We start from the raw sequence: 11,424 nt of genomic DNA on the forward strand, positions 1-11,424 counted from the left end.
ATGAACGATCGCACTGCAAATCCTGCGCATCCGCGGGTTTATCTCGAAACTTACGGATGCCAGATGAATGTCGCAGATTCGCAAACGGTCAGCGCCGTTTTGCGCCGCGCGGGCTACGTCATTGCGGACGGTGTCGAAGATGCCGATGTCGTGCTGCTCAATACGTGCGCGATTCGCGAGCATGCCGAGGAGAAGGTGCTGCATCGGCTGCGCGAGCTTGCGCGCCTCAAGCATTCGCGGCCGGAAGTGAAGATCGGGCTGCTGGGATGCATGGCGCAGCACAATCGCGTCGCGATCATGGAGAAGGCGGCGTTCCTCGACGTCGTCGCGGGGCCGGACAGTTATCGGCGACTGCCCGAGATGATCGGCAGTGCCGGCTTCGACGCTTCAATAGATGTTCGCCTCGATCGCGCCGAGACTTACGCCGACATCACGCCCGACTACGGCGGCGGCGTGCGCGCTTATGTCACCGCGATGCGCGGGTGCGACAAGTTCTGCGCGTTCTGCGTGGTGCCGTATGTGCGCGGCCGCGAGCGCTCGATCCCGCCGCCGGACCTGATGCGCGAGATTGGCGAATTGGCCGAGCGCGGCGTGAAAGAGGTCGTGCTGCTGGGACAGACCGTCAACGCTTACCGCTTCGGTGACATCGATTTCGGCGCGCTGCTCAGGATGATCGCGACCATCGGCGGCATCGAGCGGATTCGCTTCACGTCGCCGCATCCGAGCGACATGAGCGAGTCGATCATCGAGGCGATGGCAACGGAGCCGAAGGTGCAACCTCAACTGCATCTGCCGTTGCAGTCGGGCTCGGACAGAATTCTGGCCGCCATGGAACGCGGCTACACCGTCGCGGAATATCTCGACCTGGTTGCACGCGCCCGCGCGGCAATTCCCGGAGTCGCGCTGTCCACCGACATCATCGTCGGCTTCCATGGCGAAGAAGATTCCGACTTCGAGGCGACAACCGCGATCATGCGCGCCGTCGGCTACGACTCCGCGTTCATGTTCAAGTATTCGGTGCGCGAGCACACGCGCGCGTTCCGTCTCGGCGATTCTGTCGGCGAAGAAGAGAAGGGCCGCCGGCTCACGGCGTTGATCGCGCTACAGGAAGAGATGTCGCTCGTGCGCAATCGCGCGATGATCGGCTGCGAGTTCCCGGTGCTCGTTGAAGGACCTGCACGGCGCGGCGGCGGGATGATGGCTGGCAAGACACCGCAGTTCAAGACCGCAATCTTCCGCGGCGTCGAAGGCATCATAGCGGGCGACACCGTCAACGTGCGCGTCGATTCCGCGACCGGCCATTCGCTCATGTGCTCGATCGCGTAATCGGACGCGCGCTGCCGACGATCAGCTCAGCCTCACGCTGAACCTAATAAGGCTCTGGGATGTAGGTCGTCGTCTTTTGCCGCTCCACTACTGCGGGTGCGGATTCGGTCGTCGTAGTTGTGGTCGAACTCGAGGTCACCGGAGCCGGGACCACTACCACCGGCGCGGGTGCGGGAACCGTTTCTACCACCGGCGCGGGAGACGTGGTCTCCTAGACGGTTCGGTGGTACGAGAAACAACCGCTCACGATTCCGCACGCGGCGATAGCCGCCGGGATAATTGCCAAACTTTTAATGGATCGCATTCCAGTAGCCTCCTTCGGGTACATACCGTGGAGAACAGCAAGAAGCCGGCCATCAGAGATCTTGTAGAATTTTTCTTGGTATTAGGTGCCTGAAAGGGGTCTATCGTCCGTAAATCTTTCTCCGTAAATCTTTCAGGGTCGCGGGGGCGAGCACCCGCCACTTCGAGTAAGAATTGGGATGGCGCGGTGTTTTTCAACGCAGTAAAAGATCCGGGGCCCCTCGGCTACGCTCGGGATGACACAAGGAGAAGTTGACGCAAAAGAAAAGTGGCTGAGCGTTACCTTACGTAGATCGGGTTCGACAGGATCCACAGCTTGTTGCTTCGATACGCTTCGATTCGGTAAGCGCCTGGTGACTTTGGTGCGAACTCGAGCGTCGTCGCGTTGTCGGCGGAAGTCACTTCAGCGCCGTTCTGATACATCGCGATTCGATCTGCCTGCGCGGGCAGCACTGTCTTGAGCGTCAGTCCCGGCGCGAGGTGGATTTCGTCGCCCATCATCGCGACCGTGTCTCCGGCGCGCGCCAGGAACGCGAACGCGCCGACGTAGCCGAGGTAGTCGAAGCTCGTGTACGAATGCCCGAGGCGGAGCGCTTCGAGCAGCGGCGCGGTATTGCGTTCACGCGCAATCAGGTGCGTCGTGCAGAACAGAAAGAGTTGCGGCAGCGTCCCGACCTTTGTGCCGAGCACGTTCATATTGTCGGGCGCTCCCGCGCCCGCGAGCATCGAGACGCGTGCGCCCGTCGTCAACCGATCGTAGATCGCGAGGTTTGCGTCGGGGCGCAGGTCGAGGCCGGCCAGGAAGTGATCGGTGCCGAAAAAAATCGCGCGGAAGTAGAGCGTCGTGGGACTCTGCGCAAGCCACGCCGAGCGAGCGTTGTAAACTTCCATCGCGTCCGCCAGCGCGTAGTCTTCCGACGACGCGAACTTCGCGGGGTCAGCTGCAATCGCAAGTCCGCCCTGGTCGTGAATCGCGGAAATCAAATCGTTGGGCGTGAGGTTGGGCTTGATCGGCTCGTGGAGGTTCACGCCTATTATCTGGCTGCTGCCGACCTCGAACGCGCCGCCCGCGATGAAGAGAATGTCGCTGGTGAAGCCCGCGATTCCGAAATCGGTGTCGCCCGGCTCGACGCGATCGGCAAGAAAAATGAAATCAATTTGCGAAGTCTTGGCCAGGTCCGCGATTCCCGATTGATCCATCCCCGACGCTTTGATCGGCAGGTCAACGATTCCGCGGTAGTCGTGAAAGCCGGGAAACTCCGGCGCCGTCTGGATGTACCGTGCCGGCGGAAGTTCGGTGGTCGGCAGCGGCGAACTGCATGCTGTCAGACTAATGGCCGCAATGATGAGGAGGGGATACTGAAAAAACATCAGAGGATCGAGCGTCCCTGCGCGCCATCGACCGGGATGTTCGTGCCCGTGATCCAGCTCGCGCGCGGCGACGCGAGCATCACGACCGCGAACGCGACTTCGTCGGGACGGCCGAGGCGTCCGGCCGGCATCTCGTGGCCGATGAAATCTTTCTCGAAGGCTGGATTCTCGCGAAAGAGCTGCTCCCAGATTCCGCCCGGCGTGAGTATCGAGCCCGGCGCGATCGTATTGACGCGAATATTTTTCGGCGCATATTCGCGCGCGAGCATCTTGGTGAACGAATGCAGCGCCGCCTTCGACGCGTTGTAGGCAAGCGGCCCGCCCGACTCACGCCCGTAGATCGAACCGATATTGATGATCGAGCCGCCGCCGCGCTTTTCCATGTGCCCCGCGCATAGTCGCGCCAGCCTAATCGGGGCGAACAGGTTCAGATCGAATTGCTCCTGCCACGCCGACTCCGGCAGTTCCGCGAGCGCGCCTGGCCGTGCCGTACCAGCATTGTTGACGAGCACGTCGATCCCGCCGAATTTCTTCACGGTCTCGTCGACCCACCTTTGCGCATCGTCAGGCTTGGTCACGTCGCCGACGAATCCGATCGCAGAACCGGCCTTGGTCAGCGCGGCGACTGCCTGGTTCAGCGCGTCGCGAGTTCGCGCGCAAACGCTGACGTGCACACCCTCGTCGGCGAGCGCATGAGCCATCGCGCGCCCGAGCCCGCGGCTGGCGCCCGTGACCATCGCGACTTTTCCTGTCAGACCCAAATCCATGTAGAAGCTCCTAAGTGCGTATCCGCGATTCCATTCCTTTACCAGACGCGGGTTGTGCGCATGAAGAGGAATTGCGTAACTGTGCAGGGGAGTCCGAAATGCAAGTCTCGGCTAAGTTCACGCGACTGGGGTGGCTGCTGCTCCTGGGTTGTCTGATCGCGGGGTGCAGGGTCGATGTCGTTGCGGGTTCGTCAGACGATACGGAGAAGTGGCAAGGCATCTGGAGACTGGTCGCCTGTACCTATGACGGCGAGCCACAAAGGGCGGATATGGAGTGGATCGTCGACGGTGATCATTACACTATCCGGTTGAATGGGCAGTCGAATGTGGACCCCTACACGATCAAGCTCGACGCGACCCGGAAGCGGATCGACGTCTTTCATCATGAGACGCCGCCGGGGACTTATGGCGGGAGTCTGAAGGGGATTTACGATATCAGCGGCGATTCCCTGACAGTGTGCTATGACCTGACCGGCCAGCGATACCCGGAATCTTTCAATGCCAACCGAGGCTCACGCCAGGTGCTCTACCGATTTCGGCGAGAGTGACTGCATTCGCAGGTTGACTCTGACCAGGGGCGGACTTAGACTTGGCAGGCTAATCACCGGACGGACGGACGGAGGACTATGGAAATTAGGGTCGAAGGCTCTCTTGATCAAGCGATGCGAGTGCTCAAACGCAAGCTGGCCAAGGAAGGCGTCTTCAAAGAGATGAAGAAGCGGGCTTTTTACGAGAAGCCCAGCGTCCGCCGCAAGCGCAAACGTTCGGAAGCCCAGCGCCGCCGCCGTAAGGAACAGCGTCGCCGTCGCGCCTCCGCGATGTAGTTACCGAAAAATTTTGATTGCCGATCGGGTGCTGGAGAAATCCAGCACCTTTCTTTTTTCAGTGAATCCGCTCGTCGGCTTATGATCCAGGGAAATTTCCTTCCTGTCACGCGGTGTAGCTAAGCCGGCAAAGGACGCCAGGTGAAGATTACCTGGCCGCCTGCGACGTAGCAGTCCAAATCGTAGTGCGGCTCGCCGGCTTCGGTGCGTTGGAGGCGGAAATTCTCGACTGCGCGATGCAACGCGTCGGGCGTCAACCTCCCATCGACGCACTTGCCTTCGAGTTGCTGAGCGCGGACTTCCGCGCCGAGATGGACTGCGATGCATCGGCTGCCGCAATGCTGATCGAGAGGGCCGGCGCCCACGCAGGAGCATCGCAGGCACAGCACGACCGGTCCGCGGTCTTCGCTGGGCGCGGCGAAGAACTCGCGCTCGAGGCGATCGAGGCCCATCGCGCATTCGCACCATGCTTCGCGCGCGCGCTCGGCGGAAAAGCGGCGAATCGCGCGGGCCAGCTCACGCATCAGGGTTTCATTCGAGCGCGGTTCGAGCGCGACGATCGAATCGTCTTCGATCCGCATCGAGGACCCGAGTTGCTCAGCCAGGAAATGACGCAGGTTGATCGGCAAGCGGCTGCCGAGCTGCAAACGCTGCGTCTCCAATGGCGCCGGCTCGATTGGCATACTCCGCGGCGATCGCGAGAAAGTCCGCGGGTTGCCGAATACCGACAACGACTGCAGACGCTCCAACGGCGAAGGCGCGCCGTAAGCAAATCGCGATGCGTGGGCGCGTCGATGTACCAAAGGTCCGTTTCGCACAATCTCAACCTCCCAGGGCTTCGAGTTCCGGTCGGCGTGCTGCGCACGCTGCCTTGCCGCCGGACACCGTCACGGGCCGTTGGTCAGATATTTCAAATTTTGAACTGTTACTGCGATTGAGGCGAGAGAAATCGATTCGGAGAGAGCGGGAACCTGTGCTTATCGCGGTCGCACTGCGCCAATAGTGAGGGCCGCGGCGCGCGGCGGCGCCGACTGCTGGGCTGCTTGATCGAAAAGCGCCAAAACAAAACTGCGCCATGCGCACCGGCTCTTTTCATCGGACCATCAGCCCAGCTCGGCATCTCGCGATGCCCGCCCGCCTGCCCTTACCACAACTCACTCCAAGCAGCGGCTCGATGGATATTGCGCGCGTCGACCGGGTCGTCACTCCCCCGACTTGGCCGTTGCGATACCGCGCGACGTTTTCAGGCCATCAAGATCACTAAGATGGCTTCTTAACTAGCGCGCGTACCGAGGTCGGGCAATATCGTGAGAGCGATAATGATTTGATTCCAAACTTGACAACCGGTGGCCCAAGTGCCCCTTTTTGCGAGCACTTCGATCGTGCGCGCCAGTGGAGAATGAGATGCGCTAATGAACCTCTATCAGCAGTTCGACGAGCGTAGCTTCATGCAGCTCGGATTAAATGATCGAGCGCTCCAAGCCGGACTAGGGTTTGTCGCGCATGCGACATTTTGAGCGGAGGTCTCCGGCGTCGACGAATGCGCATGACCCGCGGCGAGATCGGAGAGCGCGCGAGAATTAAGAGAACAAATCCTGCGGCGCGGGCGCGATGACCGCGAGGCTGTTCCCCGTCCAGCAAGAAAATTTGTGCTCCTGGATTTTCTTTCAGTGGGCCGCTTCGGCTGGCAGGTTGCGCGTGTCGCGCTTGAGGAACAGGAAGGTCGGCACCAGGATGAGCATCAGCACGGTCAGGTCCCGGTAGATGTCGTTGAACGACAGCATCGCCGCCTGCCGCTGCACCATCCCGTAGAGCATCGCCATGCCGTGTTTGTGGCCCATTGCGAATTCGTTGCCCATGTTGAGGCCGCCCGGCATCTGCATATGCGGGAGCGTGAAGACCGTGATGTGCTCGACGAGGTTGCTCTGATTGATTTGCTGGCGATGAATCAACAGCGTAGTCAGATACGAGGTGCCGATCGCTGCGCCGAGGTTGCGCGTGACTGAATAGAGACTCGCCGCGCGCCCCATCTTGAACTTCTCCATCGAGCTGAGCGCGGCCGCCGACAAGCCCGGGAATATCAAGCCGGTTCCGACTCCCTGGATCACCGTCGGCCACACGATTCGACGCACGTCCGAGGCGAGATTCAGCCCGGACATCCGCCACATCGCGATCGCGACCAGGATAAAGCCGATACCGACCAGCGGCCGGATGTCGCCGCCGCGGCGCGCATACGTGCCAAGTATGATCATCGAGAACATCGTGCCGAAACCGCGCGGCGCCATCACCAGCCCGGCCTTCGACGCGGTGTAGCCGAGCGTTTCCTGCAGAAAAACGGGATTCAGAATCGCGGTGCCATAAAGCGTGAAGGTCAGAAAAATTATCAGCACCACGGGCAGCGTGAAGTTCAGGTTCTCGAGAATCGAGAGATCCACCACCGGGTCCTCGGTGTGCAGCTCGTGATAGATCAGAATCGCGAGTGAGATCAGCGCGGCGGCAGTGCAGTAAACTACCCACGGACTGGTGAACCAGTCGGCGCGCTCGCCGCGATCGAGCACGATTTCGCCGAGTCCGAGGGTGATGAACAGGCAGGCGATGCCGAGGAGGTCGATGCGCCCGCGCCGCAGGTTGCGCATGTACGACGGGTCGTCGACGAAGCGATACACCATGAACGCCGCCAGCGTGCCGATCGGCACGTTGATGTAAAAGTTCCAGCGCCAGCTCCACGCGTCGGTGATATAGCCGCCGATGGTCGGCCCCATGATCGGCGCGACCATCATCCCGATTCCCCACACCGCCATCGCCATCGCCTGCTCGCGCGGCGGGAACGTCTCCATCAGGATGGCCTGCGACAGCGGCATCATCGCCGCGCCCGCCGCCCCCTGCATCAGGCGGAAAAAAACGATCTGGTTGAGCGATTGCGCCACCCCGCACAACGCCGACGACACGATAAACATCGTGATCGACGCGACGAAATAGCGCTTGCGCCCGAAGCGCTCGGCAATCCACCCGGTCATCGGGATCATGATTCCCGCCGCGACCAGGTACGAGGTAACGACCCAGGCAATCTCGTCAACGCTCGCAGAGAAACTTCCCTGCATATGCGGCAGCGAGACGTTGACGATCGACGAATCGAGCACCTCGAGCACAGTGCCGAGCATCACGGAGAACGCGATGATCCACTTACGCGTCGAGGAGAACTCATGCACCTCGTGCGTAGTTTGAGTAAGCGGTTTAGGCGCAACAGCCATGAAGGGAATCCTCGCCTACGGTACAAAGCAGGCGCGATGGATGCAAAAGACTGAGAGCATCGATGCGGTCACCAGCAACCTAACCCCTGACCCCTTTCCCGAACGGGAAGGGGAACCGATTTGTGTTTTATGTGACCGAGAGCAAAGTAGTGCGCTGCGCGCAACTTTGCGATTGATACTGGGTGCAGGGGTCACCCCTGCCGAAGGAGGTGTGGAACCCACCGTGGGTTCCACATTAAATAAGATGAATGCCTCCCGATGAGCTGCCGCCAGGCCCGAGTCTCTTCGCGACCTTCGATTTCATCCGCAATCCGTTCCGATTTCTTGACACCTGCGCGAGCCGCTACGGCGATTGGTTCACCGTGCGCGTGCCGGGAGTCGCGCCGTTCGTCTTTACCAGCGATCCGGCGGCGGTCCGCGAGATTTTTCTTGGCGATCCCGACGCGCTTCATGCCGGCGAGGCCAACCGTCCGCTCGGCGCGTTCATGGGCGAGCGGTCGTCGTTGTTCCTCGACGGCAGTGAACATCTGCGCCAGCGCCGGCTTCTGCTGCCGGCGTTTCATGGAGAGCAAGTGGCGTCGCACGCCGATGCGATGCGCAACGCGGCTGACAACGCGATCGCGTCGTGGCCGAGAGGACAGCGGTTCAGGATTCATCCGCAGATGCGCGCGATCACTTTCGAAACGATCATCCGCGCCGTATTCGGATTCGAGAATGACAGCACTGGCGCGGAACTGCGCGCGTCACTGAAAAAATTATTCGCGCTATACACGAGCCGCCTCGGCACCCTGTTCTCTCTCCCGGCGATGCAAATCGACGCCGGCCGATGGAGTCCATGGGGCCGCGCGGTCAGGCTGACGCGCCAGATCGATTCGATCCTGTACGCGGAATTCGCGCGGCGGAGAAAAGAAGGCGTCGAAGGACGCGCGGACATCCTCTCGATGCTGCTATCGGCGCGCTACGAAGACGGGCAACCGCTCCCCGACAACGTAATCCGCGACGAGATGTACACGTTGATGCTCGCCGGCCACGAAACCACCGCCGCCACGATGGCGTGGGTGATCAACCGACTGGTGACAAATCCCGAAGTGATGGAACGCGCCCGCGCCGAGGTCTTTTCAGCGTTAAATGGCCGACTGCTCGACGCGTCACACGTTGGAAAACTGAAGTATCTCGAGGCAGCAATCAACGAGACGATGCGCCTGGACCCGGTCGTGCCAAACATCGGCCGCGGCCTAAAAAAGCCAATGACAATCGCGGGCGTCCAGCTACCCTCGGGCGTGACGATCGCGCCATGCATCTACCTGGTGCATCGACGCCGCGAACTCTGGCCGAACCCCGCCCAATTCAATCCCGACAGATTCCTGGAATCGCGCCAAAGCCCGTACACCTTCTTCCCCTTCGGCGGCGGCTCCCGCCGATGCCTGGGCGCAGCCTTCGCAACGTATCAAATGAAGATCGTAATCGCAGAAATCTTATCGCGCGTAGAATTGAAGAAAGTGGACGGCTACGAACCGCACGCGATCCGCCGCGGTATCGCGTTCGCACCAAGCGACGGCCTACCGGTAAATTGCGACTAACCGTTTCTGACAACGACCGCGGCGCTTACAGCCTCCTTCTATGTCGGAGGAGGCCGACGCTCGTCTTCGAGTGGCGGGTGGAGGACCATTAATTCTGAATTTTGTAATCGCAGTAAGAGAGTGCGGCGCCACAGGCAATCGCGCCGCAAACGGTCCTCCACCCTAACCCTCCTCCCACGTCGGAGGAGGGAATTTAAAACAATGAGTGCAGGGGTCACCCTTGCCCAGGAAGCGTGAAACCCACGGCGGGTTTCACTACAATCGATCGCGATGACACCCGAAGACAAAAAGTTGATCACTGTGCTGACCCGGCTGTACGCAAAAACCAAGGCCGGTGTGGTGGACTGGGAGCCGACAGAGGAGGCGAGCCTCTTCGCGGTGAAGTTCTCGGACTACACGCTCTCGATCCAGCACGATCTGGCATGGGGAAATCGTCCGGAATTGTTCAATCTCAAAATCGCGAACAGCGACGGCGCGGTGATTCAGGAGATGGACAGTATAACAGCAAAGGACAACGGCTTCGCCGACATGTCGGACCTTTTCTATCGCGCCCGCCGTCACGCGGTAGATCTGAATGGTGCGTTGGACGACCTGCTTCAGGAGCTTGCCGATCTGTCCAGCGGGAAATCGTAACGGCAAGGAATTCTGATGGACATTCGTGAACGACTGCTGAACGAATTTCAAGAATTACTCGAAGAGACATGCTGAAATGGATCCGGAGATTCCTCGCCGACTATTTAAATGAGCAGCTCTACCGTTGACTCATTTCCGGACCCTAACGTATGTTAGGGGAGTGGCCGCGAGGCCGTTAACGCTTGCGGCGGCGCGTATCAACTCTTAATCCGGGTGACTCTTAATGCCTCATGAATCTCGATTGAACTTTTCTACTGACGAAATTCTGGCCAACGTTGATACTCGCGAGCCCCTGATCGTCAAGGGGGTTAAGTGTCATGGCGGGTTTGATGCTGATGGCATCTATCGGTCGCCGCGCACCGCCTATCGCGTGCCGGCTATCAAGTCCTGGCAGGAGCAGCATGTTGCTACTTCGGGGAGTGCGCTGTTTGAGATTCCCGCGGATACCGTCTCGCCGCAGGTGCCTAATGCTACGCAGGTGAAATTCCTGCTCAGGTCGGGGGTGCGGGAGCCGATGGTGCGGTGGCTGTCTGAGATCGCGATCGTCGAAGGGTTTGGCGCGATGATTCGGGAGCTGCCGGTGCCTCCGCTCGACACTTTCATTCGAGAGGATACGGCCGGGACCGCGCTGGCGCATCTGGCGAGCGGTTTGTTCGAGGCGCATGCGCGCGACGAAGCGGGATGGTCCGAGGAGGGCGGGCATCGCCAGATGTGGGACGCGGCGCGCGATGCGGCGCTGTCCAACCCCGCTATCTCGCCTGAAATCTACGCCGCGATCATCGCACGTCGCGGCGGGCAGCCGGTCGCGATGTTTCCGGAGCTTGGCGAGCCGGTCGAGCGCTTGATTCGCTTCATGGCCAATGTGCTCGCGATCGAGGTTTTTGCCGCATCGACGTTCGCCTGGGCTGAGGAGATTCTGTCAGACCCGGAAGTGTCCGACGCGCCTGACGACGCCGCCAATTTGGTGCGGTTTATCCGCTCTGACGAGGCGCCGCACGTCGAGTACCTGCGCACCGCATTGTCGGAAATCCAGGCGCGCACGCTGCTGACGCTCGACGACAAGCCAATTTCGGGACGCAAGGTGGTGAACGATCTGGCGGATCGCGGGATTCGCACGATGGTTCGTCAGCGGCTGAACGAGCGCCCGGTGATGGTTCGCGATTTGATCCGCAAGACCGCCAACGTCAAGGATATCGACGCGTTGATGCGCGAGTTCGACGCGCTCGGCACGGTGTGGATGCCGCCTGCGCGCTACGCGGATTTGGCGCCCGAGGCGAAGGCCGCCGCGCCGGTTGGGTACTGAGCGTGCGAGAAGCATAGAACTTAGTCTGATGTGAAACCCACCGTGGGTTTCACGCTTCCTTGGGCA

Annotated in this window: 10 protein-coding genes; 6 read left to right on the forward strand and 4 right to left on the reverse strand. The window is 60.6% G+C overall.

The annotated features are described in order from the left end of the window. Positions 1 to 1,326 (forward strand): tRNA (N6-isopentenyl adenosine(37)-C2)-methylthiotransferase MiaB (gene miaB / locus VIW95_RS00690; RefSeq protein WP_331582976.1); only part of this gene is annotated, 1,326 nt, incomplete at its 5' end. Between the two features lie 582 nt (positions 1,327 to 1,908). Here the strand turns inward: miaB and VIW95_RS00695 are convergent. Beyond that, the gene (locus tag VIW95_RS00695) at positions 1,909 to 3,000 is read right to left on the reverse strand and encodes a hypothetical protein (protein ID WP_331582978.1); all 1,092 of its coding nucleotides are present in this window, start codon (positions 2,998 to 3,000) and stop codon (positions 1,909 to 1,911) included. Further along, entirely contained in the window at positions 3,000 to 3,767 is a 768-nt protein-coding gene (locus tag VIW95_RS00700; protein WP_331582980.1) for an SDR family oxidoreductase, read from the reverse strand. The genes VIW95_RS00695 and VIW95_RS00700 overlap by 1 nt, the downstream gene beginning before the upstream one ends. Positions 3,768 to 3,865: 98 nt before the next feature. Here VIW95_RS00700 and VIW95_RS00705 point away from each other — a divergent pair, with 98 nt between their 5' ends. After that, the gene (locus VIW95_RS00705; protein ID WP_331582982.1) at positions 3,866 to 4,315 is read left to right on the forward strand and encodes a TIGR03067 domain-containing protein; all 450 of its coding nucleotides are present in this window, start codon (positions 3,866 to 3,868) and stop codon (positions 4,313 to 4,315) included. A gap of 78 nt (positions 4,316 to 4,393) precedes the next feature. Beyond that, complete coding sequence (gene rpsU, locus VIW95_RS00710) at positions 4,394 to 4,591, forward strand: 30S ribosomal protein S21 (protein WP_304820716.1); 198 nt, start codon at positions 4,394 to 4,396, stop codon at positions 4,589 to 4,591. Between the two features lie 119 nt (positions 4,592 to 4,710). Here rpsU and VIW95_RS00715 read toward each other — a convergent pair whose 3' ends face one another. Both VIW95_RS00715 and VIW95_RS00720 read right to left on the reverse strand, forming a co-directional pair. Then, positions 4,711 to 5,274 carry a hypothetical protein gene (locus VIW95_RS00715; RefSeq protein WP_331582987.1) on the reverse strand — a complete coding sequence of 188 codons (564 nt, stop codon included), beginning with the start codon at positions 5,272 to 5,274 and terminating at the stop codon, positions 4,711 to 4,713. Between the two features lie 984 nt (positions 5,275 to 6,258). Beyond that, the gene (locus VIW95_RS00720; RefSeq protein ID WP_331582989.1) at positions 6,259 to 7,842 is read right to left on the reverse strand and encodes a DHA2 family efflux MFS transporter permease subunit; all 1,584 of its coding nucleotides are present in this window, start codon (positions 7,840 to 7,842) and stop codon (positions 6,259 to 6,261) included. A gap of 248 nt (positions 7,843 to 8,090) precedes the next feature. On the opposite strand from VIW95_RS00720, the gene VIW95_RS00725 reads away from it, so the two are divergent. The 3 genes from VIW95_RS00725 to VIW95_RS00735 all read left to right on the forward strand — a co-directional run bounded on the left by VIW95_RS00725 (position 8,091) and on the right by VIW95_RS00735 (position 11,358). Further along, positions 8,091 to 9,422: a cytochrome P450 gene (locus VIW95_RS00725; protein ID WP_331582991.1), complete on the forward strand. Its 1,332-nt coding sequence runs from the start codon at positions 8,091 to 8,093 to the stop codon at positions 9,420 to 9,422. Positions 9,423 to 9,692: 270 nt separating this feature from the next. After that, positions 9,693 to 10,055, forward strand: a complete 363-nt coding sequence (locus VIW95_RS00730; RefSeq protein ID WP_331582993.1) for a hypothetical protein — start codon at positions 9,693 to 9,695, stop codon at positions 10,053 to 10,055. Between the two features lie 241 nt (positions 10,056 to 10,296). Continuing rightward, positions 10,297 to 11,358 (forward strand): hypothetical protein, encoded by a 1,062-nt coding sequence (locus tag VIW95_RS00735; protein ID WP_331582995.1) that lies wholly within the window; start codon positions 10,297 to 10,299, stop codon positions 11,356 to 11,358. Positions 11,359 to 11,424 lie beyond the last annotated feature (66 nt).

The sequence above is a fragment of the Binatus sp. (SeqCode) genome (assembly GCF_036522015.1).
Taxonomy (GTDB): Bacteria; Desulfobacterota; Binatia; order Binatales; family Binataceae; genus Binatus.

Excerpts from the sequence above, each read along its gene's own strand:
- VIW95_RS00695 (WP_331582978.1), bottom strand. The coding sequence starts at position 3,000 with ATGTTTTTTCAGTATCCCCTCCTCATCATTGCGGCCATTAGTCTGACA.
- VIW95_RS00700 (WP_331582980.1), bottom strand. The coding sequence starts at position 3,767 with ATGGATTTGGGTCTGACAGGAAAAGTCGCGATGGTCACGGGCGCCAGC.
- VIW95_RS00705 (WP_331582982.1), top strand. The coding sequence starts at position 3,866 with ATGCAAGTCTCGGCTAAGTTCACGCGACTGGGGTGGCTGCTGCTCCTG.
- rpsU (WP_304820716.1), top strand. The coding sequence starts at position 4,394 with ATGGAAATTAGGGTCGAAGGCTCTCTTGATCAAGCGATGCGAGTGCTC.
- VIW95_RS00715 (WP_331582987.1), bottom strand. The coding sequence starts at position 5,274 with ATGCCAATCGAGCCGGCGCCATTGGAGACGCAGCGTTTGCAGCTCGGC.
- VIW95_RS00720 (WP_331582989.1), bottom strand. The coding sequence starts at position 7,842 with ATGGCTGTTGCGCCTAAACCGCTTACTCAAACTACGCACGAGGTGCAT.
- VIW95_RS00725 (WP_331582991.1), top strand. The coding sequence starts at position 8,091 with ATGCCTCCCGATGAGCTGCCGCCAGGCCCGAGTCTCTTCGCGACCTTC.
- VIW95_RS00730 (WP_331582993.1), top strand. The coding sequence starts at position 9,693 with ATGACACCCGAAGACAAAAAGTTGATCACTGTGCTGACCCGGCTGTAC.